This is a genomic window from Agromyces sp. NPDC057679 (genome assembly GCF_042799635.1).
Classification (GTDB): Bacteria; Actinomycetota; Actinomycetes; order Actinomycetales; family Microbacteriaceae; genus Agromyces.
Map to the genome: position 1 here is coordinate 938486 of NZ_JBHVIK010000001.1, position 24678 is coordinate 963163.

Below are 24678 nucleotides of genomic sequence, written 5' to 3' on the forward strand. Positions count from 1 at the left end.
CCAGGAGGCAGTCATGGCAGTCACCCGAGCGCGACGCTCTCGCGCACTCGCAGTTCTGGCCGTCGGGGCCGTCGGCGTCGCCGGCCTCGCCGGCTGCACCGCCGGCGGCGCCGCCGCCGGATCCGATTCCACGGTGCTCAGCGTGGCCGCCTCGGCCGCGGTCACCACGTGGGACCCCGTGCGGTCGTTCTCGACCGAGGCGCTCTACCTCGGCAACGTGTACGAGCCGCTCCTCTGGAAGAACGCCGAAGGCGCCGACGAGGAGTTCACCCCCGGCATCGCCGAATCGTGGGAGGCGAGCGACGACGGGCTCACCTGGACGTTCCACATCCGCGAGGGCGCGACCTTCCACGACGGCGAAGCCGTCGACGCCGACGCCGTGAAGGCGAGCATCGAGGCCGCGAAGGACCACGCCGGGGCATCCTTCATCTGGGCGCCGCTCGAGTCGATCGAGGCGACCGACGACGCGACCGTCGTCATGCACCTCTCGTACTCCGCACCGATGGACCTCGTCGCCGCCTCGACGTACGGCGCGTGGATCGTGTCGCCGAAGGCGCTCACCGCCTCAGCCGGCGACGAGCAGTACTTCGAGCAGGGCATCGACGCGGGCACCGGGCCGTACACGGTGAAGTCGTACACGCCCGGTGAGAAGGTCGTGCTCGAGGCGTACGACGAGTACTGGAACGAGGACGCGGCGCCGCACTACGACATCGTCGACATCGCGATCACGCCCGACGCGGTCACCGCGCAGCAGATGCTGACGAGCGGCGAGGTCGACCTCGCGACGAACCTGCCGCTCGAGAACGTCGACACCGTGGCATCCGACCTCGGAACCGAGGTGCGCACCGCGAACTCGCCGTTCAACTTCGTCGGCTTCTTCAACACCACGAGGCCGCCGCTCGACGACCCGAAGGTGCGGCAGGCGCTGAGCTACGCGATCCCCTACGACGACGTCATCGAGGTCGGCGGCCAGGGGTACGGCACCCAGTCGCACGGCCCCGTGCCGAAGGGCATCTTCCCGTACTCCGACAGCGTGCCGCAGTACGAGCAGGACCTCGAGAAGGCGAAGGCGCTGCTCGCCGAGGCGGGCCACGCCGACGGACTCGAGCTGACCCTGACCTACGCGTCCGAGAACTCGTCGGAGGCGCGGTTCGTGCCGCTGATCAAGGACGCGTTCGCCAAGATCGGTGTCACCCTCGACGTGCGGGCCGAACTCTTCAACCAGCAGTGGGAGAACGCGAAGGCCGACCCGGCGACCGCCCAGGACATCTTCGTCGTCTACTACTGGCCGACCTACAGCGACGCCGGCGCCGACAACCTCTATTCGCTGTTCCACTCAAGCGAGGAGCCGTTCTTCAACCTCAGCTACTGGAAGAACGGCGAGTACGACGCCCTCGTGGAGGAGGCGGGAACGCTGACGGGCAGCGACCGCGAGGCCGCCCAGGCGAAGTACGAGGAGGCGATGGACCTGCTCGTCGACCAGGCGCCCGGGTTCTTCCTCTACGACGCGCAGGCCGTGAGCGTCGTGCCCCCGGCGCTCGACGTCGCCGACTTCAACGAGAACTACCCGTTCACGACGTTCTTCGCCCCCATCACGCCCGCGAGCTGACGCCCGCCGCCCCGCCCGGCCGGGCGGACCGCCCTACTGCGTCCGCCCGGCCGACCCTCCCCTCGACCCTGGAGTCATCCATGTTGCGCTTCCTCGCCGGCCGGCTCGGAACCGCGGTGCTCGTGCTCTTCGTGCTCACGCTCATCGTGTTCGTGCTCTCGCGCGTCATCCCGGCCGACCCGGCGGTCGTCTACGCCGGCCCGAAGGCCCCGCCCGAAGAGCTCGCCCGCATCAGGGAGAAGCTGGGCTTCGACCAGCCGATCGTCGTGCAGTACTTCGCCTACCTCGGCGGCCTCGTGACGGGCGACTGGGGCGACTCGCTCGCGACCAAGCGCCCCGTGCTCGACGAGCTCGCCACCCGCCTCCCCGCGACCCTCGAACTGCTCTTCGCCGCGATGCTCATCGCCGTCGTCGTCGGCATCGTGCTCGGGGTCGTCGCCGCCAAGCGACCCGGCAGGGCGCTCGACGGCGCGATCCGGTTCCTCGCCATCGGCGGCGTCTCGATGCCGGCGTTCTGGCTCGGGCTGCTGCTGCAGGTGCTCTTCGTCGGCCGGCTGCAGCTGCTGCCCGCGACCGGGCAGTTCAGCACCGAGGTCGAGTACCTCGCCCCGATCACCCCGGTCACCGGGTTCCCGCTCTTCGACAGCCTCATCACGGGCAACTGGGTCGCCTACAGCGACGGACTCGCGCACCTCGTGCTGCCGGCGATCACGCTGGCCGCGTACCCGCTCGGCCTCATCGCCAGGATGACCCGCGCATCGATGCTCGAGGTGCTCGGCCAGGACTACGTCTTCACGGCGAGCGCCTACGGACTGCGCGATGCGTTCATCCGATGGCGGCTGGCGCTGAAGAACGCGCTGCCGCCGACGATGACGGTCATCGGCCTCGCCGCCGCCTACGCGCTCACCGGCACCTTCTTCGTCGAGGTGGTCTTCAACTGGCCCGGCATCGGCCAATTCGCCGCGAACGCCATGCTCGCCGTCGACTACCCGGCCATCATGGCGATCACCCTGCTCGGCGCCGCCGGCTACCTCATCGCGAACCTCGTCGTCGACCTCGTCCAGGCCCGGCTCGACCCGCGGGTGACGCTCGCATGACCGCCACGACCGCGCTCCCCGCCTACGTGCCGATGGGCGGCGGCGCCCTCAGCCGCATCGGCCGGGTGCTGCGCACCGACCGGCTCGCCGCCCTCGGCCTCGCCCTCATCGTGCTCGTCGTCGTGCTCGCCGTCTTCGGCCCGTGGCTCGCCCCGTACCCCGCTCAGGGCTACGGCGAGACGAGCGTCGGCACCCGCGGCCTCGCCCCGAGCCCCGAGCACTGGTTCGGCACCGACCAGCTCGGCCGCGACGTCCTGAGCCGGGTGATCATCGGCGCCCGTCCGGCGCTCACGATCTCGCTGTTCGTCGTCGCGATCGCCGCGCTCATCGGTATTCCGCTCGGCGCGATCGCGGGCTATCGGGGCGGATGGCTCGACGAGGTCCTCATGCGGATCACCGAGGTCTTCCAGGCCTTCCCCCCGCTGCTGCTCGCCATGGTCACGGTCGCGATCCTCGGTCCGAGCCTCACCAACGCGGGGCTCGCGCTCGCCATCTGCTGGTGGCCCTGGTACGCGCGGCTCGTCCGTGCTGAGGCGCGCTCGCTCCGCGACCGGCCGTTCGTCGAGGCCGCGAGGTCGATCGGGGTGCCCGCCTGGCGCATCCTGCCGCGGCACATCCTGCGCAACTGCATGACCCCGGTGCTCGTGCAGGCCACGGTCGACATCGGCAGCGTCGTGCTCGCCGCCGGCTCGCTCGCGTTCATCGGGCTCGGCGCCCAGCCGCCGGCGCCCGACTGGGGCCTCATGGTCGCCGAGGGGCGCGGGCAGATCTTCACCGCGTGGTGGATCTCGACCTTCCCCGGCCTCGCGATCTTCGTCACCGTGCTCGGCTTCAACCTGCTCGGCGACTCGCTGCGCGACTTCTTCGATCCCAGGCAGGTGAAGCGATGAACGGCAAAGCGACGACCGATCTCCTCCTCATCGACGACCTCGAGGTCGCCTTCGCGGAGCGCGGCGCCGTCACCAACCGGCCCGTGCGCGGCATCACCCTCGCCATCGCGCCAGGCGAGGTCGTCGGCATCGTCGGCGAGACCGGGTGCGGAAAGAGCCTCACCGGGCTCGCCGTGCTGGGGCTACTGCCGAAGGGCGCCGTGCCCTCGGGACGCATCCTGCTCGACGGCGTCGAGCAGCCCTTCGACGGGACGGGGGCCGCCCGGGGCGACGCGATCTCGATCGTGTTCCAGAACCCCGGCACCGCGTTCAACCCGGTGTTCACGCTCGGCCGGCAGATGCGCGACGTCGTCGCCCGCCATCGCCGCGTCGACGGTCGCCCCCTCGGTCGCGTCGCCGCGAAGGCGCACATCGTGCAGTACCTCGAGCAGGTCGGGCTGCCCGACCCCGAACGGGTCTTCCGCAGCTATCCGCACGAGCTCTCGGGCGGCATGCTGCAGCGCGCCATGATCGCGATGGCGCTGCTCTGCGAACCGCGCCTGCTCATCCTCGACGAACCCACGACCGCGCTCGACGTGACGATCGCGAAGCAGATCCTCGAACTCGTGCTCGCCCTCCGCGACCGCTTCGGCTTCGGCGTGCTGCTCATCACCCACAACCTCGGCATCGTGCGCGAGATCTGCGATCGCATCGCGGTGCTCTACGCCGGCCGCGTCGTCGAGTCCGGACCGACGGGAGCGGTGCTGCGCTCACCGGTGCATCCGTACACGCAGGGGCTGCTCGGCGCCCTTCCCGCGCGCCACCGGCCGGGACAACCGCTCGAGGCCATCCGCGGCGCCGTGCCCGGCAACCTGCTGGCACTCTCGGGCTGCTCGTTCCGCGATCGCTGCCCGGTCGCCGTCGACCGGTGCGCCGAGGTCGACCCCGTGCTCGAGCCCACCGCACCGCTGCACGAGGCGGCGTGCCTCCGCGTCGCCGAGGAGGTCATCGGATGACGGCCATGCTGCACGTCGACGAGATCGTGAAGGTCTACCGCGCGCACGGCGGCGAGGTGCGCGCCGTCGACGGCGTCTCGTTCGAGGTCGAGGCGGGCACCACGTTCGGACTCGTCGGCGAATCCGGATCGGGCAAGAGCACCGTGGCCCGATGCGCGCTGCGGCTCATCGAACCGAGCTCGGGCGGCTCCCGCATCGACGGCGAGCCGATCGGTGCACTGCGCGGACGTGCGCTGCGCGAACTCCGGGCACGCACCGGCATGGTGTTCCAGAACCCGGTCGCCGCCCTCAACCCCCGACTCACCGTCGAGCAGTCGATCGCCGAGCCGCTGCGCACCCACACGCGGTTGCGCGGCCGCGCCCTCGTGGAGCAGGCGCGTGCGCTGCTCGACGAGGTGGGGCTCGCCCGCGCGCACGCCGAGCGTCTGCCGCACCAGCTCTCGGGCGGGCAGTGCCAGCGGGTCGGCATCGCACGGGCGCTCGCGACCCGGCCGAAGCTGCTCGTGCTCGACGAGCCCACGAGCGCACTCGACGTCTCGGTGCAGGCCCAGGTGCTGAATCTCCTGCAGGAGCTGCGCCGGGAGCACTCGCTCAGCTACCTGCTCATCTCGCACGACCTCGACGTCGTGCGCTACATGAGCGACACGGCGGGCGTCATGCGCGCCGGCCGCCTCGTCGAGGTCGGCCCCGCCATGGAGGTGCTCGTGAACCCGCGGCACGAGTACACGCAGCGCCTCCTCGCGGCCATGCCCGAGACGCCGGGGGCGATCGACCTCTCGGCGCCCCCCGTCGCTCCGACCGCCCCGAACGAGAACAGGATCCTGTCATGACCTCCCTGCTGCCCGCGGGCGTCGCCCGCGACGCTCACCCGCCGCGATTCCCGGGCGCCGAGCCCGGCGAGCCGAGCCTCGAGACCTGGCAGGATGCTCCGCACAACCGCTGGGCGTTCGCCCATGTCGCCGAGCTCGTGCCGACCGCGCCGATCCCCCGCAGCGCGGCGCCGCTCCCCGGCCGCGATCGCGCCGGGCTCGACGCGCTCCTCGACCAGCTGCCCGATCTGGCCGCCCGGCTCGAGGCGAGCTACACCGATGCGCTCGTCGTCGTGCGCGACGGTCGCGTGGTCGCCGACCACTACCGCGAGGGCATCGGGCCCGAGACGCCGCACCTGCTGATGAGCGTGTCGAAGTCGATCTGCGGGCTCACGGTCGGCACCCTCGTCGACGACGGTCGCCTCGAGCTCGGTCGACGGGTCGACGAGTACGTGCCGGCCCTCGCGGGGAGCGCCTACGGCGACGCGACCATCCAGCAGGTGCTCGACATGACCGTCGACGTCGACTATGACGAGGACTACCGCAACCCGGCCTCGCACGTGCAGGCCCAGGATCGCGTCGCCGGCTGGCGGCCCCGCCTCGCCGATGACCCCGCCGACACGTACACCTTCCTCGCAACGCTGCGCGGCGGCGGACGGCACGGCGAGCGGTTCAAGTACTGCTCCGCCGGCACCGACGTGCTCGCCTGGGTGGTCGAGAGCGCGACCGGCCTGCGGTACCCCGACGCGGTGTCGCAGCGTCTGTGGTCGCGGCTCGGCTGCGAGCACGACGCGAGCATCACCGTCGATCAGGGTGGGTTCGGCTTCGCGAACGGCGGCATCTCGTGCACCGCGCGCGACCTCGCGCGGGTCGGCGAACTGATGCTCGGCGAGGGAGTCCTGGGCGGCGAGCCGGTGGTGTCGCCCGAGTGGGTGCGTCGCACGCGCGACGGCGGTGATCCCGACGCGGCGAGCGGCACGGTGTTCCAGCGGGTGCATCCCGGTGGGGCGTACTCGAATCAGTGGTGGATCACGGGGAGCGCACGCGGCGACTACTACGCGGTGGGCATCCACGGCCAGTTCATCTGGGTCGACCCGTCGACCGGGGTCGTGGTGGCCAAGTTCTCGTCGTGGCCCGAGCCCGTCACCGAGCAGTGGAACCGGGTGCACGCCGAGCTCTTCCGCGATCTCTGCGACGCGGCGGGCCGCTGACCGTCCCGACGGCTCAGCGCCGCGGGGTCCACCCGGGCGGCAGCGGTCCGCCGACGTCGGCGCGCTCGCGGTCGGCCGCGGCCGACCAGCCCTGCGCGGCATCCGTCGCGTCGAAGCCGCCGCGGGCGACCCGGAAGCCGACGTCCTCGTGGTGCATGCGCGGGGCACCGCCTCGCCGGGTCGAGGCGCGCACGTTCCACGCGTCGTCGGCGAAGCCGCCGCCCCGGAACACGCGGTAGTCGTCGTAGCGGGCGGGGTCGAGCAGGTCCCAGCACCACTCCCACACGTTGCCGAGGGTGTCGAACAGGCCGTTGAGATTCGGCAGCCGGCCTCCGACCGGCTGCGGCGCACCGACCCCGTCGGCTCCCGTCCACGCGACCTCGTCGAGCGGCCCGTAGTGCGGGCCGGTCGAGCCGGCACGGCAGGCGAACTCCCACTCCGCCTCGGTGGGCAGCCGGAAGCCGTCGGCGTCGACGTGCCAGGTCACCTCCTCGCCGTCGAACGAGTACGCCGGGTCGAGGCCCTCCCACTCGGAGGCCGCGTTGCAGAACCGCACGGCGCGCAGCCAGCTGACGTCGCTCGCCGGCCGTCGCGGATGCTCAGCGGTCTCTCCGAGCAGTTCGCCGAGCTGTGCCTGCGTGACGGGGTAGACGCCGATCTCGAACGATTCGAGCTCCACGCTCCAGCGCACCTTGCGACGCGCGTCGTGCAGCGTGACGGTGCCCGCCTCGATGCGTGCGAGCTCGATGTCGGTCATCCGTGCAGTCTCGCACGGGCAGGGTGCCACGGGTCAGTCGGAGTCGACCTGGGGCTCGGCGAGCTCGATCCAGGCGAGTGTCTGCGCGACGGCGTCGGCGGGGTCGCCCTCGGCGCCCGCCTCGACCCAGCCCGTGAGCGCGGCGAACGTCGCCGCCTGCATGGCCGCGGCGAGCGCCCGGCACGTGCCGGCCGACGCGCCAGGCAGCCGGCTGCCGAGGAACTCGGCGAGCCGCCCCGTCCAGGCGCGGTCGGCGGCCGCGGCGGTGGCGGCGAGTTCGGGCTCGCTCGCGATCAGGCGGAACCAGGCCGACGCGCTGCGCCGCACATGCACGTCGTGCGAGACCGAGGCGACGATCGCCCGACGCACGGCTTCGGCGGCCGGCGTCTCTGGGCTCATTTCGGCGATCGATCGCGCGAGCCGGTCGTTCGCCGACTCGACCTCACCCCAGGCGATGCGATCGCGGGTGCCGTAGTGGCGCATGAGCGTGCGCGTGCTCACCCCGGTGGCATCGCCCAGCTCCTTCCAGCCGGTCGCCGCGTAGCCGCGCTCCGACCAGAGGGCGAAGGCCGCTTCGGCGACCGCATCGCCGTCGACGATGCTCGGCCGCCCGCGGCCACGGGTCGGTGCCTCGGGTGCCGCGTCCTCAGCCGATGTGGTGTCCACAGCCACCTCCGATGTTTTTGACGTAGTGTGTCAAATATAAACCTCGCTCCGCGAATGGGAAGGAAACACACCATGACCCGCAAGTACGTCGTGACCGGCTCCGCCTCGGGCATCGGCGCCGCGACGAAGCGCGCGCTCCTCGAGCAGGGCGCGACCGTGATCGGCGTCGACCTCCGCGACGCCGACGTCGAGGCCGACCTGTCGACGTCCGAGGGCCGCGACGCGGCGGTCGCGCGCGTGCTCGAGCTCTCGGGCGGCGTCGTCGACGGCGTCATCGCGTGCGCCGGCATCTCGGCCCCCGCCCCCGTCACGATGTCGGTCAACTTCTTCGGCGTCACCGCCGTGCTCGAAGGGCTGCTGCCCGCCCTGCGCGCCTCCTCGGCCCCGCGCGCCGCCGTCGTCTCCTCGATGGCCTCGCTGCAGCCGGTCGCTCCCGAGCTCGTCGAGGCCGGCCTCGCGGGCGATGAGCCCGCGGCCCTCGCCGCCGCGGCGAAGCTCGCCGAGCAGGGACCCGAAGTGGGCTACCTCGTGTACCCATCCTCGAAGCGCGCGCTCTCTCGCTGGGTACGCCGCGAGTCGGTCGGCGAGGCCTGGGCCGGCTCCGGCATTCCGCTGAACGCCGTCGCCCCCGGCACCGTCATCACCCCGATGACCGCCGCGCTCCTCGACAACCCCGAGGGGCTCGCGATGGTCGACGCCGCCGTGCCGATGCCGCTCAACTACCACCAGCCCGCCGAGTCGATCGCGAACCTCCTCGTCTGGCTCACGAGCGCCGAGAACACGCACATGGCCGGCCAGACGATCTACTGCGACGGGGGCGCCGACGCGACGCTGCGCGGCGACGACATCTGGTCGTGGAACGACCCGACGCCCGCGGCCTGAGCGGCAGCCGCAGGCCGGCGACGAGGGGGCGGATGCCACATGGCATCCGCCCCCTCGTCGTCGTGTCCCCCGGGGATCCTCCGCTCCGGCTGGCAGGATCGTCGAATGGCCATCCACGTCAACGTCGATAACTTCGCGCTCGCCGAAACCCACCGCATGATGCGGGACCTCCAGGAGAACTCAGGAGGCGTCAACCGCTTCCTCCACAACCGGGCCCCCGCCGACATCGACAAGCAGACGGTCATCCGGCTGAACCGCGACACCCTGTACAGCTTCGCGGTGGTCGACATCACCGAGGGCGCCACCTTCACCATCCCGGAGCACGGGGATCGGTACCTCTCGGCGATGGTCGTCAACGAGAAGCACTACATCAACGAGATCTTCCACGACGCGGGCGAGCACCGGCTGACCCTCGAGCAGTTCGGCACTCCCCATGTGGTGCTCGCGGTGCGCACCCTCGTCGATCCCGCCGACGCCGACGACCTGGCCGAGGTCGTCGCGCTCCAGGATCGGATCACGCTGACGGCCGGCTCGTCGGCCCCCTTCGCGATGCCCGACTACGACACGGAGACCCTCGACGAGACGCGAGATGCTCTGCTCGCGCTGGCCCGCAACCTGAGCGGGTTCGATCACACGTTCGGCGCGCAGGACGAGGTCGACCCCGTCCGCCACCTCATCGGCACCGCCGCGGGCTGGGGCGGGCTCCCCACCTCGGAGGCGAACTACATCGGCGTCGACCCGCGGCTCCCGGTGGGCCGGTACGAGCTGACGGTCGGCGACGTCCCCGTCGACGGGTTCTGGTCGATCTCGGTGTACAACGCCGACGGCTTCTTCGAGCCGAACGATCGCGGCGCATACACGATCAACAACATCACGGGCACCCGCAACGGCGACGGCACCATCACCGTCCGTTTCGGCGACTACCCCGCCGGCACGCCGAACGCGATCCCGATCACCGAGGGCTGGAACTACCTGGTGCGGCTCTACCGCCCGCGCGCCGAGATCCTCGAGGGTCGCTGGTCGTTCCCGGTGCTCGACGCGTAATCGTCGGCGGCGCCCCGCATGGTCGCGCCGGCGCGCGCCGCGAAGCCGACCGCCGTCGCCGCGATCGTGCGCTGCATCACCTCGACGGCCGCGGTCGGCGCGACGCCCACCGGGCGGGCGAGGCTGATGGTGCGGGCGAGCGCCGCGGCGTCGAGCCGCACCGAGCGCAGGCCCGGCCGGTCGATGAGCACCATCGCGGGCACGATCGCGACGCCGAGTCCGCGTTCGACGAATCGCAGCACCGCGTCCATCTCGGCGCCCTCGAGCACGACCTCGGGCGTGAGCCCGGCGGCGCCGAACGCGGCGTCGGTCGCGGCGCGCAGGTCGTAGCTCGAGCTGAAGACGATCTGCGGCAGGGCCGCGACCTCGCCGAGATCGATGCGGTCGCGCGTCGTGATCGGCGGCGCCCCGGCCGAGGAGATGACGACGAGCTCCTCCACGAGCAGCGGCGTCACGGTGAGCCGCTCGGCCGACGAGGCATCCGAGGTGGTGATCAACGCGAGGTCGAGCTCGCCGGCGGCGAGCTCGTCGAGAAGGCGACGCGAACCGCGCTCCGAGAGGTGCAGCTCGATGCCCGGATGCTCCGCGTGAAACGCGCTGAGCACCTCGGCGACGAGGCTGATGCAGAGCGTGGGCGTGGCGCCGAGCCGCACGCGCCCGCGCTCGAGGCCGGCGAGTTCGGCGAGCTCGCGCCGCACCGATTCGGCGTCGGCGAGCATGCGGCGCGCGAGCGGCAGCAACGACTCGCCGGCGACCGTGAGGGTGCTGCCGCCGCGGGCTCGGTGGAACAGTTCGGCGCCGAGATCCTGCTCGAGCGCGGCGATCTGGCGGCTCAGCGAGGGCTGGGCGAGGAAGAGCTCCTCGGCGGCTCGGGTGAAGTTGCCGAACCGGGCCACCTCGACGAAGCTGCGCAACTGCTCGAGGTTCATATTCATAGCCTACGCGCATCATTACCAGTCGAATGATGCATTGGAGTAATCAGAGCAGCGAACCTACCGTGGAACGCATGACCACCTCAGGCACCCCCCTTCCCGAGCGTCAGATCTCCACCACCGTGCTCGTGATCGGCACCGGCGGCTCGGGTCTGCGCGCCGCCATCGAACTCGCCGAAGCCGGCGTCGACGTGCTCGCCCTCGGCAAGCGCCCCAAGCACGACGCCCACACCTCGCTCGCCGCCGGCGGCATCAACGCCGCCCTCGCGACCATGGACGCCGACGACAGCTGGCAGCAGCACGCCGCCGACACCCTGAAGGAGAGTTACCTCCTCGCCGACCCGCGCACGGTCGAGACCGTGACGAAGGGCGCCGCCCGCGGCATCGACGACCTCGAGCGCTACGGCATGCCGTTCGCACGCGAGGCCGACGGCCGCATCTCGCAGCGCTTCTTCGGCGCGCACACCTACCGCCGCACGGCCTTCGCGGGCGACTACACCGGACTCGAGATCCAGCGCACGCTCGTCAACCGAGCCGCGCAGCTCGACATCCCGGTGCTCGACACCGTCTACGTCACCCGCATCCTCGTGAACGACGACGGCGCGGTGTTCGGCGCCTACGGCTTCGACGTCGAGGACGGCACGCGCTACCTCATCCACGCCGACGCGGTCATCCTCGCCGCGGGCGGCCACAACCGCATCTGGCGGCGCACCTCGTCGCGGCGTGACGAGAACACCGGCGACTCGTGGCGCCTCGCCGTCGAAGCGGGCGGACGGGTTCGCGACCCCGAGCTCGTGCAGTTCCACCCCTCGGGCATCATCGAGCCCGAGAACGCGGCCGGCACCCTGATCAGCGAGGCCGCGCGCGGCGAGGGCGGCATCCTCACCAACGGCCTCGGCGAGCGCTTCATGCACAAGTACGACCCCGAGCGCCTCGAGCTGTCGACGCGCGACCGCGTCGCCCTCGCCTGCTACACCGAGATCAAGGAGGGTCGCGGCACCCCCGATGGCGGTGTCTGGCTCGATGTCTCGCACCTGCCCCGCGAGACGATCATGCAGCGGCTCCCCCGGGTGTACCAGACCATGCTCGAGCTGCAGATGCTCGACATCACGAAGCAGCCGATCGAGATCGCACCCACCGCGCACTACTCGATGGGCGGCGTGTGGGTGCGCCCCGACGACCACGGCACCGACGTTCCCGGGCTCTATGCCATCGGCGAGGCATCCAGCGGTCTGCACGGCGCGAACCGCCTGGGCGGCAACTCGCTCATCGAGCTGCTCGTCTTCGGCCGCATCGTGGGACAGGCGGCGATCGAGTACTCGCGCGGCCTCCCGGCGCAGCGCCGCTCGGCCGCCGCGGTGGCCGTCGCTCGCGACGAGATCGACGCGCTGCTCACCGCCGACGGCACCGAGAACGTCCGCGCCCTCCAGCGGGCCATCCGCGACACGATGACCGAGCACGCCGGCGTCGTGCGCGACGAGCAGGGCCTCACCGCCGGGCTCGCCGAGCTCGACGCGATCGAGGCACGCATGGCCGACCTCGGCGTGCACCCCGACATCGCCGGTTACCAGGACCTCGCGCACGCCTTCGACCTCAGGTCGGCGGCGCTGGCGGCCCGCGCGACGCTCGAGGCGGCGCTCGAGCGCCGCGAGACCCGCGGCTGCCACAACCGCAGCGACTACCCCGAGACGGATGCCTCGCTGCAGGTGAACCTCGTCTGGTCCCCCGCGACCGGCGTGACGCGCGAATCGATCCCGCCGATCCCCGAGGAGATCGCGGCCCTCATGCGCGAGGAGGTCTCGGTGGCGGGCAAGCTCGTCGAGTAGCGGGCGCCGCTACGCGGAACGGGCCGCGCGCTCGACGAGCACCCGCACCTCGGGCACGAGTTCGTCGACCGGCCCCTCGACGGCAAGGCCGGGCGCGACCCTCGCGATCGCCAGCGCGGCGACCGGCGACGCCGGGGCGCCGAGATCGCGGCGCCACGCCGCGATCTGCTCGGCCGAGGCGACGTACACGATGCGGCCGAGTCCAGCCCAGGCGTGCGCCGCCGAGCACATCGGGCAGTGCTCGCCCGAGGTGTACACCGTGGACGCGGACCGCTCCTCGGCGGTGAGGTGCACCGCCGCCCAGCGGGCGATCTCGAACTCGGGATGCCGCGTCGGGTCGCCGGTGCTCGTCTCCCGGTTGTGGTCGGCGAACCGTTCGACGCCGGCCGGGTCGACGAGCACCGAACCGAACGGGCCGTCGCCCCCGGCGAGCGCTTCACGCGCGAGCTCGACCGCGCGGCGGAGGTGGACGAGGTCTGCGTCGGAGATCGTCATACCTCCAGCTTGGCGCGAGCGGGTGCCGAAGGCGAGCGGCGCCCGCCGCGAGGCATCCGGAGCCGGCCCCGCGGGCCGATAGCCTGACCTCCATCCCCCGATCGCAACAGGAGATCCTCGTGAGCATTCAGCGCATCCAGCCCGGCCCCCGCATGAGCCAGGCCGTCGTCCACGGCGACACCGTCTACCTCGCCGGCCAGGTGGCCGAGGGCGCCACCGTCGTCGAGCAGAGCCAGGCTGCGCTGGCGCGCGTCGACGAGCTGCTCGCGAGCGTCGGCAGCGACAAGTCGAAGCTCTTGAGCGTCACCATCTACCTCGCCGACATCGCGAGCTTCGCCGACATGAACTCCGTCTGGGACGCCTGGGTCGACGGCGCGAACCCGCCCGCCCGCGCCACCGTCGAGGCGAAGCTCGCCACCCCCGACTACTTCGTCGAGTTCGCGGTCATCGCCGCGATCTGAGCGGTCGCGGAGAAAGGGCCGGATGCCGGCATCCGGCCCCTTCTCGCACCCGACTTGACGGGCCTCGAAACCGCACGCGAGGATGACCGGATGCCGCTTTTCGACCACCTCGGGCTCAGTGTCGAGGACCTGCCCCGCTCGATCGCCCAGTTCGACCCCGTGATGCAGGCGCTCGGCTGCACCCGCAACGACGCCGACGACAGCGTCTCCTGGAACCTCGGCGAGGAGGAGCTGATCCTCTTCCCGGCCCGCGAGCCCGGAACCGGACCGCACCGCCACGGCCGCATCGGCTGGCAGCACCTCGCGTTCCCCATCGGCTCGCGCGATGAGGTCGACCGGCTGCACGCGATCGCCGTCGAGGCAGGATGGACCTCGGTGCGCGACCCGAAGCCGTACCCGCGCTTCAACGAGCGCTACTACGCGGCGTTCGTCGAGGACGACAACGGCATCCGCTTCGAGTTCATGTTCAACCCGCCGAAGGAGCCCGTCGCGGGCTGAGGCCGATGCTCGGCCTAGGCCGGCCCTCGCCGCGTGTGCACCATCCGCCAGTTGACGGGCGCCCAGCTGTCACCCTCATCGAATGAGAAGTCCTGCTCCCAGACGGGGTTCGGACCATCGGTGTCGAGCCAGCGGAATCGAGCGAGGAATTCGATGCCCCGGTACTCCGCGGGGCCGATGAACGTGCCGACGCCGTCGACGAATCGGCCGCGCACGGGGTCGTCGAGCACTCCGGGGCGCGAGGCCGATGCCCACCAGATCGCCCACTCGTCGGTCTCGGGCGAGTAGAGGCGCAAGGAGTAACCGTCGAAGGCCGTGCCGTCGGCGAGCGTGCCGCGAGTCTGGTCGGCATTGCCGAGGCCGCCGAGGATGCCCTCGACCTCGGCGATGCTCTCGAACTCGACCCAGGTCGTGCAGTCGGGATCGAGTGAATCGGTCAGCCGCCGGTGATGCACCGACCAGTCGCCGAGGAGGAAGTCGAAATCCGTTGCGCTCATGGCCGGACGCTATCGGGTGCCGCCGACATCAGTCGACGGCGTGAGCCTCATCGCGACCGCCGGTGCGTACGGGCTGATGTGCCGACTCGACCCGCTTCCCTGAGGCCTGAGCCTCTACGAGCCCCGTCAGTCAGGCGATCCGAGCGGCCCGGTCGCGGTGCCGTCCGGCACCGTCGTCACCGAGACGAGCTCTTCGCGACCGGCGCCGCCCGAGACGGACACCGTCAGTACCGGCCCGACGTCGCGTGCGTAGAACTTGAGCTCCTCGACGTCGGGTTCGAGCGGGGTCGTGTCGCGGGTCAGCAGTGCGCCGGTGAACGCCCCGTACGGCACTTCGACGAGTTCCTCCGTACCGAGCACCGCACCCTGGTCCTCCGCTTCGCCCGCGAGGTACTCCTGCCGGTACTCCATGCCCGGGCGAGGGTCGGCGGGCATGATGATGCCGGGAAGCGCACCGTCGACGCCGGCCTCGAAGCTCCCCTCCGTCGAGACGATCTCGCCGTCCTCGAACTCGGCCGTGTCCTCGCCCAAGTACCAGATCGCACCGGCCTCGTCCTGCGCGTACCAGTCGAAGGTGTCCTCGACGAGTTCGTCGCCGCGACGGACGGTGTCGCGCACGACCCTCGCCTCGATGCCGTTCGCGATCTCGCGCGTCTCGGAGGTGACCGTCACCTCGACGGTGAGCTCCCCATCGGGATCCGTCTCGCGATAGGTCCACCGGGTGCCGGGCTCCATCGGCCAATAGGGGTTGTCGATGTCGGTCGTGAACTGCGCGGGGTCGAGCTCGACGGCGTCGCTCCCCTCGGGGAGACTGCGCTCTTCGGCCGGCTGCGACGCGCCGGTGCACCCGGCGAACATCGCTGCGGCCAGCGCCGCCAGTGAGATCGTCACGATCCGCGCATGCACCATGCTGCTCATGACACCGTCAATGCTACGCGGGTGCGGGGCGCCGGATTCGGACACCCATTAACCATTGACTTATATAAGCCACGATGCAATCATGGTCGCATGCACGCGCTCGATGTCCTCGGAGATCCGGTGCGACGCCGCATCCTCGAGCTGATCGCCGACGGCGAAGCGCCCGCCGGCGACGTCGGTCGAGTCATCCAGGCCGAGTTCGGCATCTCGCAGCCCGCGGTCTCGCAGCACCTGCGGGTGCTGCGAGAGTCGGGCTTCGTGACGGTGCGACCCGACGGGGCGCGGCGGCTCTACGCCGTCGACCCCGAACCGCTGGCGCAGGCCGACGCCTGGTTCGACACGTTCCGCCGGTTCTGGCAGCCGAAGCTCGATGCCCTCGGCACCGAGCTCGCGCGCGGCCGGCTGGCGCAACGAAAGGCGGCCGAAGAACAGGCGCCCGCGGCATCCCCGCCGGCCCGACCGCACGACGAACCCGCGGACGACGCTCGAAGCGATCCGCACGACGAGTGAACGAAGGAGCACCGACATGGTTGACGTGAACGCGCAGATCGACGCGGTCTCGCGCAGCATCGAGACGAAGGAGGTCGACGGAGCGCTGTCGTACGTGCAGCAGCTCGCACAGACCTACCCCTCCCCCATCGACGACGTGTGGGACGCCGTGACCTCGGCCGAGCGGATCCCCCGCTGGTTCCTGCCGGTCTCGGGCGACCTCCGGCTCGGCGGCCGGTACCAGCTCGAAGGCAACGCCGGCGGCGAGATCCGCAGCTGCGACCCGCCGAACGGCGGCACGGCCGGCTACACGATCACCTGGGGCATGGGCGCCGGCGAACCGGCGCTCGTGAGCATCCGCCTCACCGAAGTGGATGCCTCGTCCACTCGCCTCGAGCTCGAGAACGTCGCGTCGGCGGCGAGCCTGCCCGAGGGCATGTGGGAGCAGTTCGGCCCGTCGGCGACCGGTATCGGGTGGGACCAGGGCCTGCTCGGGCTCGCCCTCCACTTCGGCGGAGGCGACGACGGGATCGCCCCCGAAGAGGCCGCTGCCTGGGTCGTCACCGACGAGGGCAAGGCCTTCATGCGGCGCTCGGCCGACGCCTGGGCCGCGGCGCAGCAGCTCGACGGGGTCGATGCGGAGGTGGCGAGGGGTGCCGCCGACCGCACCTACGGCACCTACACCGGAGAGCTGCCGCCACCCGCGATGGGGTGATCCCCGGCCGCACGGCGGCGCCGCTCGGGCACCGGTCGCCCCCGTCGCATCCAGGCGTCGTCATCGCGCCGTCTCTTCCGCTACGTTCATCGATGTAGACGCCGTCGACACCCGCGCTCGAGCGACCCCAGCAGCCACCCGATGGGGCCTTCTGCATGCATGCATCGGCGTCGGGATCTTCGTCGCCTGCATCTTCCTCCCGGCGCTCATCCCCTCCGAGTCGTGGAGCTACCCGGTCTGGCTGGCATCCGCGCTCGCCATGCCGGTGCTCATCACCGGATGGATCGTCGTCGTGTCGCGGAGGTGGGGCACCGGCAACGTCATCCGCGACTACGGGCTGAGCTTCCGCTGGATCGACCTGCTCGGCATCCCGCTCGCCTTCGCGGCGATCTGGTACATCGAGCCGATCGTCGTGTTCATCGCCCTGATGATCTTCGGCGACCCCGGCGGGCTCGAGACGAACGTGGTCGTCTCCCCCGAGCCGATGGTGTGGCTGCCCGAGCTCGTCCTGGCGGTGGTCGCTGCCCCGTTCATCGAGGAGGTCGTCTTCCGCGGCATGCTGCAGCCCTCGCTGAAGCGATGGTTCGACGGCGAGTGGCCCGACCCCGACCGCAGCGTCCGGGCGACGAACGGCGCGGTGCTCATCACAGCGGTGATCTTCTGCTCGCTCCATCTTCCGCAGATCATCGGCGGCGTCAACGGGGTGAGCCTCGCAGCGTCCACGTTGTTCGCGGGCATCGTCTTCGGAACCCTCGCGATGGCGACCCGCCGTACCGCCCCCTCGATCGTCGTGCACGCGGCGTCGAACCTCGTCGCGACCGCCGGAGCGTACGGAATGATGGGCTGACTCGGCCGCTCGCACCTCGCGGGACGCTCGCTGGACAGGATGTCCAATCGCGTCTCGCGAATTGGCCGCCGCGGCAAGCACGCCCTTCGTCGGCGTAGCGTAGTGTCTGTCCGCTCGATCAATGGCGACGACAGGAACCACGCATGACCTCCCCCGCTCTCGCAGCCCACCCCACGAAGCTCCGGCGCTCGCTCGGACTCTGGGCCATCGTCGGCCTCGGCCTCGGCTACATGACGCCCATGACGGTGTTCGACACCTTCGGCTACGTCTCGGATGAGAGCGGCGGCGTGGTGCCGCTCGCCTATCTCTTCGCGCTCGTCGTCATGCTGTTCACCGCGATCAGCTACGGCCGGATGACCCGCGTCTACCCGTCGGCGGGCTCCGCCTACACCTACGCTTCTGAGACGATCCACCCGAACTTCGGCTTCCTCGTCGGCTGGACGGCTCTGCTCGACTACCTGCTGCTGCCGCTCGTGAACGCGCTGCTGCTGCGCCAGTACTTCGAGGCGTTCTTCCCCGACATCTCGGGCTGGGTGTGGGTCGGCGGCTACGTCGCCCTCATCACGCTCCTGAACTTGTGGAGCATCACCTCGACCTCGCGTGTGAACGCCACGCTCCTCATCTTCCAGGTCGTGCTCATCGTCGTGTTCATCGGCCTCGCGTGGGGTGCGCTCAACGCGGGTGCCGGCAATGGCACGCCGCTCAGCATCGAACCGCTGTACCACGCGAACGTGCAGATCGCGACGGTCATCAGTGCGGCCACGATCGTCTGCTTCTCGTTCATCGGGTTCGACGCGATCACGATGTACACCGAGGAGGCGAAGGACGCGAACACCGTGCCGAAGGCGATCGTGCTCTCGCTGCTGATCGGCGGGGCGCTGTTCTTCGTCGCAGGGTGGTTCGCCCAGTCGCTCTTCCCCAGCGTCGAGGGACTCACCGAAGGCACCGCGCTCCCCGAGCTCGCGTTCTCGGTCGGCGGCATGCTCTTCCAGATCCTGTTCGTCGCGGCGGCCGTCGCGGCGGTCGCCGCGTCGAGCCTCGCCTCGCACGCGAGCGTCTCGCGCATGCTCTACGTCATGGGCCGCAACAGCTCGGGCCCGATCGGCCGGCGGATGTCGTACGTGCACCCGAGGTTCCAGACTCCGGCGGTCGCGATCGTGTTCGTCGGCATCGTCTCGCTCTTCGCTGCCGTCGCCGACCTCGACTTCGTGTTCTCGCTCATCAACTTCGGTGCGCTCATCGCGTTCACGGTCGTGAACGTCACGGTGATCCTGCACTTCGCGGTGCGCCGCCGCGAGGTGAAGACCGCGGGGCAGATCGTGCGCAACATCCTGCTGCCCGTCATCGGCGTCGTGCTCACCGTGCTGCTCTGGGTGAACCTCAGCGGCGAGGCGATGATGTACGGCCTCATCTGGCTCGCCGTCGGCCTCGTCTCGCTCCTCGTGATGACGCGGTTCTTCCGTCGCAAGCTGCGCATGTCGCTCGAGGAGGACGAGGTCATCGCCGAGGGCGACGAGGGCGCCGACGCACTGCTCGCCGAGGACCGCGCGCTCCTCGACGCCGCAGAGGGCGCTTCGAACGACAAGTAGCGGATGCCGCAGCGGCGGCTCACGACGACCGGTGCGGTCAGCGCGGGTCGCCGCTCGTCGTCTCCGCCGCGACCGGCTCGGGCGGCACGATCGTGTGCGAGAACGACGCCGCGGCCGCCACGGCCTCGAACTGACCCGAGTTGCGGCGCACGCGACGCGCGACGAGGAAGACGAGCCCGATGCCGAGCACGCACCAGATGCCCATCGAGATCGACGACCACGAGAACGCCTGCGCGAGGGCGGCGGAGTCCGAGGCGCCGTCGGCGAGCTGTCGGGCGTTGACTCCGCTGTAGACCGACGCGACGATCGCCGTCATCACCGCCGCGCCCACGTAGCGCGCCATGTTCGACACGCCCGATGCCGCCCCGACCTCGCGCGGCTCGACGCTCGAGGTCGACAGCGACGAGCACGGGCCGTTCTGCAGGCTCATGCCCGCGGCGACGCCGACGAGCGGCAGCACGAACATGCCGTACCCCCACGACTCGGTGACGAACGCGAGCACCGCGAACGACGCCGACATGATCACGAAGCCGAGCACGATCGTCACGCGAACGCCGATGCGACCCACGATGGGCGTGATGAGCGGTGAGAGCACGACGGCCGCGGCCGCGACCGGGAGCGTCGCGAGCCCCGCCTGGAAGGCGTCCATCTCGAGCGCGGCCGGGTTCTGGAAGTAGAGGCTGACGACGTACATGATGCCGTTCACGGTGCCCGAGCCGAGCAGGATCGAGAGCGTCGCGCCCACGAGCACCGCGTTGCGCAGCAGCTTCAGGTCGAGCAGCGGTGCGGCGACGCGGCGTTCGACGACGACGAACCCGATGGCCGCGGCGACGGTGATGGCGAAGCATCCGATCGTCTGCCAGGAGAGCCAGCCCCACGCGGTACCGTTCGTGAGCGCGAAAATGAGGGGCGCCAGCGTCGCGGCGATGAGCACGGAACCGACGAGATCGATCGAGCGCGGCTTCGACGGGTCCGAGGACTCCTTCACGCCGATGAGGGTGATCGGGATGCACACCGCGGCGATCGCGGCGTCGATCCAGAACAGGCCCTGCCAGCCGAGCGTCGAGGCGAGCAAACCACCCACGAGCGGGCCCGCCGCCGCGCCCACCGCGGATGCCGCGCCCCACAGCGTGACCGCGCGCAACTGCTCCTTGCCGGTGTTGGCCGCCGAGAGGAGGCTCATGCCGCACGCGAGGATCGTCGCTCCGGCCGCGCCCTGGATGCATCGGCCCGCGATGACGCCGACGCCCTCTTGCGACAGGGCGATGAGCACGCACGACGCGATGAAGAGCACGAGGCCCCAGAAGAAGATGCGACGCCTGCCGAACACGTCGCCGAGCGAGCCCGACGTGACGATCACGGCCGCGCCCACGAGCGAGTACCCGGTCACCGCCCATTGCAGCGTGTCGGTCGGCGTCCCCGTGTCGGCTGAGATCGCCGGGATCAGGATCGACACCGCCGACGTGTTCGCATTGACCACCAGCGCCGACACGCACGTCGCGATCAGCGCGGCGAGCGCCGCGCGCTTGGCCGCAACCGTCGCGGCGGAGCCGGCGACCTCCACCGTTTCCCCCATGCGCCGTTCCTACCACCGGGCGGAGGCCGTGGACAAGAGGCGCGCGCAACGCCGTCGGGCCCGAGAATGGAAACGTGACCGAACCCGCCGACTTCGTCGACCGCACGCTGCGGTACGAGGGCGACGAGTACCGCGCCGACGACGTGCGCGAGCAGCTCGGGCTCGACTCCTACGGTGCCTCGGTCGGCCCGGTGCGCGGCACGATCCGCGACGTGGGCAACCGCTACCGCGGGCTCGACCACGATGCGATCACGGCGCTCGCCTCCGAGCTCTGGTCGGTGCCGGTCTTCGAGCGGCGCCTCGCTGCCGTCGTGCTGCTGCAGCGCAACGTGCGGATGCTCGGCAACGGCGACCTCACCCGCGTCGAGGGGTTCCTTCGCGAGGCATCCGTCGACGCCCTCGTCGACCCCCTCATCGCCGACGTGCTGCGACCGCTCATCGGCGGGCTCGGCACCGGCGCCCGTCGCCGCGCCGACGGCGTGCTCGCCCGCTGGGCCGCCGATCCGTCGCCTGCGCTGCGCAGAGCGGCTCGCGAGGGAATGGGCGGAGCCTGACCGCCACGGGGAATCCGCCCCTCGCCTGCGGCGACGCGCGTATGCCAGACTTCGTCGAACGGGGAGGGTCGCATGGCGAGCACTGGCGACATGAACCGGCGGCGCACGGCCGCCGGACTGGTTCCGATCGCGGGCTGGATCCGCGGCTACGATCGCCGCTGGCTTCGCGGCGACCTGATCGCCGGGGTGACGGTCGCGGCGTTGATCGTGCCGAAGAACCTCGGCTACGCGGGCATCGCCGGCATCCCGCTGCAGAACGGGCTCTACGCGGCGGCGGCGGGCGCGCTCCTCTACGGGATCTTCGGCACGAGCCGCCAGATCTCCATGGGCCCGAGCTCGGCACTCGCCGCCGTTGCCGCCAGCGCCGTGATCGCGACCGGGCTCACCGACCAGGCCGACATCGCGTCGTTCGTGGCGGGCATCACGCTCGCCTCCGGAGTGCTCTTCCTGCTCCTGTTCGTGCTCAGGATGGGCTGGATCGCGCAGTTCCTCTCACGGGCGGTCGTGACCGGGTTCCTGTTCGGCGCCGCCGTCGACGTCGTCATCTCCGAGCTCCCGAAGCTCACCGGAACCGAGACCGACGGCTCGAACGCGATCCAGGAGCTGTGGTCGTGGTTCGCGACCCTCGGCGAGACGCACCCGACCACGCTCATCGTCGGCGCCGTGTCGCTCGTCGTGGTCTTCGGCGTCGGCCGGGTCGCGCCCCGCCTGCCCGGCGCGCTGGTGCTCGTGGTCGGCGGCCTGCTGGCCTCGTGGCTCCTCGATCTCGGCGAGCGCGGGGTCGCGCTCGTCGGCGAAGTGCCGCGGGGGCTGCCGGCGTTCACCCTCCCCGACCTCGGCCTGATGTGGGACAACGCGGCGACGGTGGGGATCGCGGCGGTCGCACTCGTGCTGATCGGCTTCTCGCAGACCGCCGGCGACGCGAGGATGTTCGCGGCGAAGCACCGCTACCAGGTCGACATCGACCAGGAGTCGATCGCGCAGGGCATGGCCAACGCCGGCGCCGGGCTCTTCCAGGGCATGCCGGTGTCGACCAGCCTGTCCGCGAGCTCGCTCAACGACCACTCCGGCGCCCGCACCGGGCTGGCCTCGATCACGTCGGGCGTCACCGTGCTCCTGACGCTGCTGATCCTGGCGCCGCTCTTCTCCGGCCTGCCGAAGCCGGTCCTCGCCGCGCTCATCATCGAGGCCGTCGTGATGGGCATGATCAACCTCCCCGAGATGCGCCGCCTCCTCCGGGTGCAGCCGTTCGACTTCTGGATCGCCGTCGCCGCCATCATCGGCACGCTGGCGTTCGGCGTCCTCGCCGGAGTCATGATCGGCATCGGGCTGTCGATCGTCTGGCTCATCGGCGTCGCCACGCACCCGAACATCGCAACCCTCGCGCGGGAGCCGGGCACCCAGGTGTTCCGCGACGTGAGCGAGCACCCGGCCGACGAACGCGTCCCCGGGGTCGTCGTGATCCGCATGGACGGCGGCCTGTTCTTCGCGACGTCCGACGCTCTCGAAGACCGCATCCGCGAGATCATCCACTCGACGCCTGACCTCACCGGGATCGTCCTCGACTGCGGCGGCATCAACTTCATCGACTCGCAGGGATGCGCGAAGTTCAGCGACATCGTTGAGCTCGCGAAGGACTCCGAGGTCACGCTCCGCCTCGCCCGGGTGAAGCAGGTCGTGCGCGCCACGCTGGCGCGGGACGGCGTGCTGGAGCGGCTCGGCCCCGACCGCATCCACGGCAACGTCGACCGCGCGGTCACGGCGCAGCTCGGGCATCCGAAAGATCCGTCGGACGCCGGCGGCTCGACCGACGGCTGAGCCGCGATACGCCTGCCAGGCGAGATGCGATCGCTCCGCCTGCTCACAGACGATGAGGGGTGGATGCCACGTGGCATCCACCCCTCACGTCGGAAAGCTGCAAACCTAGAACTCGGCGAGAGGACCGACGGGATCGGCGGAATCACGTCGGTGACATGCTTCGGGAACATCGGCTCCTGGCCGCGGTTCATGGGGGCCTGCTCGTCTTGAGTGCAAGAACTTCTTGACGTCCTCGGTCAGGGGACGCCGCAGTAGAAGTCCTGGGTGTACTGCACCTCGTTGTCGCCGATCGCACCCACAGCGCGTATGCCGGCCAAAGTTGCTCGCCCGAGGAGGAGCGATAGGAAATCAACGTCGACCCGCGCGTCCGAGGGCGATACGAACTATGCGTTGAGCCTTGAAACGATGGTGCTGCTCCACATCTGAACGATCTCCGGATCACTCGCTTTGAGCATGCGGACATGGGCGAGGCGGTTGCGGATGGGAACTAGCTGCTCCTGCAGCTTTCGCCAAATCGCTGCCTCTACCCCAAGCTGATCAAATTTGTCGCTTCGGATGATGTCGAGCAGCTCACCGAGCGTCAGCCATTCAAGGGGGTCCCGTAGATCGTTCACACTCTTCGCAGCCACGCTTGTATCAAGTTGCGCGCGCCGAAGAATTTCGTCCTTCATTCCGCCGATGCTTGAAGTTCTCCACGCGTCTCCGTATTCTGCAATTGCCGCCGCACGCACTCCAGCCCGCAGGGTCCGCTCGATCAGCCAAAGCCCAGATACGACATCCGGCAAACGATCGACGGGAGTGACCGTCTTACTGACGTGCTCCGAAAGCGCCTCCTTAAGCAACTTCAACGATGATGGCATCGTCAAACGAGGTGAGCCGTCCGAATCAAGTTGGAGCAGGCCGGCCCCGCGCAGACCCTCTACTTCTCGGGAGTTGAGGTACCGAAGACCGTCGGTCCCCTTCGGATTCACCTCAAAGATGGCGTGGTCGAGTGCGGCCACGAGGCCCTGCCCAAGCTCAGCGAGAGCCTCACTAAGCAACCCGACGCTGAGAGGATCGCCGAATGCCACCGCGGGCAGCGGCCATCCTGCGGGCCGCCGCCCCGTTGTCGGTTGAGGAACCTCTCCGTCATTCAAAGGCGGCAGCGTAACTAGCGCCGCGTCTTCAAGAACTGAGCTTCCCGGCACCGACCGAAACGCGATTCGTGGCGTCCGAGATATGAGACATACCATCCGATCGCTGTCCAACAGCGATAGCACCTGCTCGCGCACTTCACCCAAGACGTTGGCTGATGAGTCAGTGCAGCGCTCAAGGTCAGTCACCAGAAGAGGCTCTGCACCTCCAATTCCGCCCCAGACCGCTCGATCGTCAATGGAGGCGGAAGTCCCTCTTAGCTCGCTGAGAAATGGCTCCCGAATTGGGTCCTGCACTCGGCCGACCTGTACAAACACGAGCCGATGGCGCTTCATGCTTCGCGCGACCATCTCTGCTCGAGCAGTCGCT

General features: G+C 70.4%; 25 protein-coding genes. 17 read left to right on the forward strand and 8 right to left on the reverse strand.

Features of this window, described 5'->3' with window-relative positions; all coding sequences use genetic code 11:
* The first annotated feature begins 13 nt into the window (after positions 1-13).
* The 6 genes from ACFVAJ_RS04195 (at position 14) to ACFVAJ_RS04220 (ending at position 6611) form a co-directional block, all read left to right on the forward strand.
* Entirely contained in the window at positions 14-1609 is a 1596-nt protein-coding gene (locus ACFVAJ_RS04195; RefSeq protein WP_376941548.1) for an ABC transporter substrate-binding protein, read from the forward strand.
* Between the two features lie 80 nt (positions 1610-1689).
* A complete protein-coding gene (locus ACFVAJ_RS04200; protein ID WP_376941549.1) occupies positions 1690-2706 on the forward strand; it encodes an ABC transporter permease in 1017 nt (338 codons plus the stop codon).
* Positions 2703-3596 carry an ABC transporter permease gene (locus ACFVAJ_RS04205; protein WP_376941550.1) on the forward strand — a complete coding sequence of 298 codons (894 nt, stop codon included), beginning with the start codon at positions 2703-2705 and terminating at the stop codon, positions 3594-3596. Before ACFVAJ_RS04200 ends, ACFVAJ_RS04205 begins: the two co-directional genes overlap by 4 nt.
* Positions 3593-4591 carry an ABC transporter ATP-binding protein gene (locus tag ACFVAJ_RS04210; protein ID WP_376941551.1) on the forward strand — a complete coding sequence of 333 codons (999 nt, stop codon included), beginning with the start codon at positions 3593-3595 and terminating at the stop codon, positions 4589-4591. The genes ACFVAJ_RS04205 and ACFVAJ_RS04210 overlap by 4 nt, the downstream gene beginning before the upstream one ends.
* Positions 4588-5421, forward strand: coding sequence for an ATP-binding cassette domain-containing protein (locus ACFVAJ_RS04215; RefSeq protein WP_376941552.1), 834 nt, complete (start codon positions 4588-4590; stop codon positions 5419-5421). The genes ACFVAJ_RS04210 and ACFVAJ_RS04215 overlap by 4 nt, the downstream gene beginning before the upstream one ends.
* The gene (locus ACFVAJ_RS04220; RefSeq protein ID WP_376941553.1) at positions 5418-6611 is read left to right on the forward strand and encodes a serine hydrolase domain-containing protein; all 1194 of its coding nucleotides are present in this window, start codon (positions 5418-5420) and stop codon (positions 6609-6611) included. Before ACFVAJ_RS04215 ends, ACFVAJ_RS04220 begins: the two co-directional genes overlap by 4 nt.
* A gap of 13 nt (positions 6612-6624) precedes the next feature.
* Here ACFVAJ_RS04220 and ACFVAJ_RS04225 read toward each other — a convergent pair whose 3' ends face one another.
* Both ACFVAJ_RS04225 and ACFVAJ_RS04230 read right to left on the reverse strand, forming a co-directional pair.
* Positions 6625-7368, reverse strand: a complete 744-nt coding sequence (locus tag ACFVAJ_RS04225) for a formylglycine-generating enzyme family protein (protein ID WP_376941554.1) — start codon at positions 7366-7368, stop codon at positions 6625-6627.
* Between the two features lie 33 nt (positions 7369-7401).
* Positions 7402-8034 (reverse strand): TetR/AcrR family transcriptional regulator, encoded by a 633-nt coding sequence (locus ACFVAJ_RS04230; RefSeq protein WP_376941555.1) that lies wholly within the window; start codon positions 8032-8034, stop codon positions 7402-7404.
* Positions 8035-8106: 72 nt separating this feature from the next.
* On the opposite strand from ACFVAJ_RS04230, the gene ACFVAJ_RS04235 reads away from it, so the two are divergent.
* On the forward strand, positions 8107-8916 hold the full coding sequence (locus ACFVAJ_RS04235) for an SDR family oxidoreductase (RefSeq protein WP_376941556.1): 810 nt from the start codon (positions 8107-8109) through the stop codon (positions 8914-8916).
* A 105-nt stretch (positions 8917-9021) separates the two neighbouring features.
* The gene (locus tag ACFVAJ_RS04240; RefSeq protein WP_376941557.1) at positions 9022-9960 is read left to right on the forward strand and encodes a DUF1214 domain-containing protein; all 939 of its coding nucleotides are present in this window, start codon (positions 9022-9024) and stop codon (positions 9958-9960) included.
* Here the strand turns inward: ACFVAJ_RS04240 and ACFVAJ_RS04245 are convergent.
* A complete protein-coding gene (locus ACFVAJ_RS04245; RefSeq protein ID WP_376941558.1) occupies positions 9900-10889 on the reverse strand; it encodes a LysR family transcriptional regulator in 990 nt (329 codons plus the stop codon). The two genes, ACFVAJ_RS04240 and ACFVAJ_RS04245, sit on opposite strands and share 61 nt — an antisense overlap.
* 77 nt (positions 10890-10966) lie before the next feature.
* Between ACFVAJ_RS04245 and ACFVAJ_RS04250 the strand changes: the two genes are divergently transcribed.
* The gene (locus ACFVAJ_RS04250; RefSeq protein ID WP_376941559.1) at positions 10967-12718 is read left to right on the forward strand and encodes an L-aspartate oxidase; all 1752 of its coding nucleotides are present in this window, start codon (positions 10967-10969) and stop codon (positions 12716-12718) included.
* Between the two features lie 9 nt (positions 12719-12727).
* Here ACFVAJ_RS04250 and ACFVAJ_RS04255 read toward each other — a convergent pair whose 3' ends face one another.
* A complete protein-coding gene (locus tag ACFVAJ_RS04255) occupies positions 12728-13213 on the reverse strand; it encodes a nucleoside deaminase (RefSeq protein WP_376941560.1) in 486 nt (161 codons plus the stop codon).
* A gap of 119 nt (positions 13214-13332) precedes the next feature.
* On the opposite strand from ACFVAJ_RS04255, the gene ACFVAJ_RS04260 reads away from it, so the two are divergent.
* Both ACFVAJ_RS04260 and ACFVAJ_RS04265 read left to right on the forward strand, forming a co-directional pair.
* Positions 13333-13674 carry a RidA family protein gene (locus ACFVAJ_RS04260; protein ID WP_376941561.1) on the forward strand — a complete coding sequence of 114 codons (342 nt, stop codon included), beginning with the start codon at positions 13333-13335 and terminating at the stop codon, positions 13672-13674.
* Between the two features lie 90 nt (positions 13675-13764).
* On the forward strand, positions 13765-14172 hold the full coding sequence (locus tag ACFVAJ_RS04265; protein ID WP_376941562.1) for a VOC family protein: 408 nt from the start codon (positions 13765-13767) through the stop codon (positions 14170-14172).
* Positions 14173-14186: 14 nt separating this feature from the next.
* Here the strand turns inward: ACFVAJ_RS04265 and ACFVAJ_RS04270 are convergent, their stop codons facing one another.
* Both ACFVAJ_RS04270 and ACFVAJ_RS04275 read right to left on the reverse strand, forming a co-directional pair.
* A complete protein-coding gene (locus ACFVAJ_RS04270) occupies positions 14187-14669 on the reverse strand; it encodes a hypothetical protein (protein ID WP_376941563.1) in 483 nt (160 codons plus the stop codon).
* A 126-nt stretch (positions 14670-14795) separates the two neighbouring features.
* A complete protein-coding gene (locus ACFVAJ_RS04275) occupies positions 14796-15587 on the reverse strand; it encodes a hypothetical protein (protein WP_376941564.1) in 792 nt (263 codons plus the stop codon).
* Between the two features lie 90 nt (positions 15588-15677).
* Here ACFVAJ_RS04275 and ACFVAJ_RS04280 point away from each other — a divergent pair, with 90 nt between their 5' ends.
* The 4 genes from ACFVAJ_RS04280 to ACFVAJ_RS04295 all read left to right on the forward strand — a co-directional run bounded on the left by ACFVAJ_RS04280 (position 15678) and on the right by ACFVAJ_RS04295 (position 19227).
* Positions 15678-16097: an ArsR/SmtB family transcription factor gene (locus tag ACFVAJ_RS04280; RefSeq protein ID WP_376941565.1), complete on the forward strand. Its 420-nt coding sequence runs from the start codon at positions 15678-15680 to the stop codon at positions 16095-16097.
* 16 nt (positions 16098-16113) lie between these two features.
* Positions 16114-16791, forward strand: coding sequence for an SRPBCC domain-containing protein (locus ACFVAJ_RS04285; RefSeq protein WP_376941566.1), 678 nt, complete (start codon positions 16114-16116; stop codon positions 16789-16791).
* Between the two features lie 259 nt (positions 16792-17050).
* Entirely contained in the window at positions 17051-17638 is a 588-nt protein-coding gene (locus ACFVAJ_RS04290) for a CPBP family intramembrane glutamic endopeptidase (protein WP_376941567.1), read from the forward strand.
* A 143-nt stretch (positions 17639-17781) separates the two neighbouring features.
* Positions 17782-19227, forward strand: coding sequence for an APC family permease (locus ACFVAJ_RS04295; RefSeq protein WP_376941568.1), 1446 nt, complete (start codon positions 17782-17784; stop codon positions 19225-19227).
* Between the two features lie 37 nt (positions 19228-19264).
* On the opposite strand, the gene ACFVAJ_RS04300 is transcribed toward ACFVAJ_RS04295, so the two are convergent.
* On the reverse strand, positions 19265-20803 hold the full coding sequence (locus tag ACFVAJ_RS04300; protein WP_376941569.1) for an MFS transporter: 1539 nt from the start codon (positions 20801-20803) through the stop codon (positions 19265-19267).
* A 74-nt stretch (positions 20804-20877) separates the two neighbouring features.
* Here ACFVAJ_RS04300 and ACFVAJ_RS04305 point away from each other — a divergent pair, with 74 nt between their 5' ends.
* Complete coding sequence (locus ACFVAJ_RS04305; protein ID WP_376941570.1) at positions 20878-21357, forward strand: DNA alkylation repair protein; 480 nt, start codon at positions 20878-20880, stop codon at positions 21355-21357.
* Positions 21358-21429: 72 nt separating this feature from the next.
* Positions 21430-23175 (forward strand): SulP family inorganic anion transporter, encoded by a 1746-nt coding sequence (locus ACFVAJ_RS04310; RefSeq protein WP_376941571.1) that lies wholly within the window; start codon positions 21430-21432, stop codon positions 23173-23175.
* Between the two features lie 383 nt (positions 23176-23558).
* Here the strand turns inward: ACFVAJ_RS04310 and ACFVAJ_RS04315 are convergent, their stop codons facing one another.
* A complete protein-coding gene (locus ACFVAJ_RS04315; protein WP_376941572.1) occupies positions 23559-24497 on the reverse strand; it encodes a hypothetical protein in 939 nt (312 codons plus the stop codon).
* Positions 24498-24678 lie beyond the last annotated feature (181 nt).

Bases quoted from the DNA above. Each gene is read 5' to 3' on its own strand.
- ACFVAJ_RS04300 (WP_376941569.1), bottom strand. From the start codon at position 20,803: ATGGGGGAAACGGTGGAGGTCGCCGGCTCCGCCGCGACGGTTGCGGCC.
- ACFVAJ_RS04290 (WP_376941567.1), top strand. From the start codon at position 17,051: ATGCCGGTGCTCATCACCGGATGGATCGTCGTCGTGTCGCGGAGGTGG.
- ACFVAJ_RS04280 (WP_376941565.1), top strand. From the start codon at position 15,678: ATGCACGCGCTCGATGTCCTCGGAGATCCGGTGCGACGCCGCATCCTC.
- ACFVAJ_RS04235 (WP_376941556.1), top strand. From the start codon at position 8,107: ATGACCCGCAAGTACGTCGTGACCGGCTCCGCCTCGGGCATCGGCGCC.
- ACFVAJ_RS04240 (WP_376941557.1), top strand. From the start codon at position 9,022: ATGGCCATCCACGTCAACGTCGATAACTTCGCGCTCGCCGAAACCCAC.
- ACFVAJ_RS04270 (WP_376941563.1), bottom strand. From the start codon at position 14,669: ATGAGCGCAACGGATTTCGACTTCCTCCTCGGCGACTGGTCGGTGCAT.
- ACFVAJ_RS04295 (WP_376941568.1), top strand. From the start codon at position 17,782: ATGACCTCCCCCGCTCTCGCAGCCCACCCCACGAAGCTCCGGCGCTCG.
- ACFVAJ_RS04250 (WP_376941559.1), top strand. From the start codon at position 10,967: ATGACCACCTCAGGCACCCCCCTTCCCGAGCGTCAGATCTCCACCACC.
- ACFVAJ_RS04225 (WP_376941554.1), bottom strand. From the start codon at position 7,368: ATGACCGACATCGAGCTCGCACGCATCGAGGCGGGCACCGTCACGCTG.
- ACFVAJ_RS04195 (WP_376941548.1), top strand. From the start codon at position 14: ATGGCAGTCACCCGAGCGCGACGCTCTCGCGCACTCGCAGTTCTGGCC.
- ACFVAJ_RS04275 (WP_376941564.1), bottom strand. From the start codon at position 15,587: ATGAGCAGCATGGTGCATGCGCGGATCGTGACGATCTCACTGGCGGCG.
- ACFVAJ_RS04310 (WP_376941571.1), top strand. From the start codon at position 21,430: ATGGCGAGCACTGGCGACATGAACCGGCGGCGCACGGCCGCCGGACTG.
- ACFVAJ_RS04220 (WP_376941553.1), top strand. From the start codon at position 5,418: ATGACCTCCCTGCTGCCCGCGGGCGTCGCCCGCGACGCTCACCCGCCG.
- ACFVAJ_RS04255 (WP_376941560.1), bottom strand. From the start codon at position 13,213: ATGACGATCTCCGACGCAGACCTCGTCCACCTCCGCCGCGCGGTCGAG.
- ACFVAJ_RS04285 (WP_376941566.1), top strand. From the start codon at position 16,114: ATGGTTGACGTGAACGCGCAGATCGACGCGGTCTCGCGCAGCATCGAG.
- ACFVAJ_RS04205 (WP_376941550.1), top strand. From the start codon at position 2,703: ATGACCGCCACGACCGCGCTCCCCGCCTACGTGCCGATGGGCGGCGGC.
- ACFVAJ_RS04210 (WP_376941551.1), top strand. From the start codon at position 3,593: ATGAACGGCAAAGCGACGACCGATCTCCTCCTCATCGACGACCTCGAG.
- ACFVAJ_RS04245 (WP_376941558.1), bottom strand. From the start codon at position 10,889: ATGAACCTCGAGCAGTTGCGCAGCTTCGTCGAGGTGGCCCGGTTCGGC.
- ACFVAJ_RS04215 (WP_376941552.1), top strand. From the start codon at position 4,588: ATGACGGCCATGCTGCACGTCGACGAGATCGTGAAGGTCTACCGCGCG.
- ACFVAJ_RS04200 (WP_376941549.1), top strand. From the start codon at position 1,690: ATGTTGCGCTTCCTCGCCGGCCGGCTCGGAACCGCGGTGCTCGTGCTC.
- ACFVAJ_RS04265 (WP_376941562.1), top strand. From the start codon at position 13,765: ATGCCGCTTTTCGACCACCTCGGGCTCAGTGTCGAGGACCTGCCCCGC.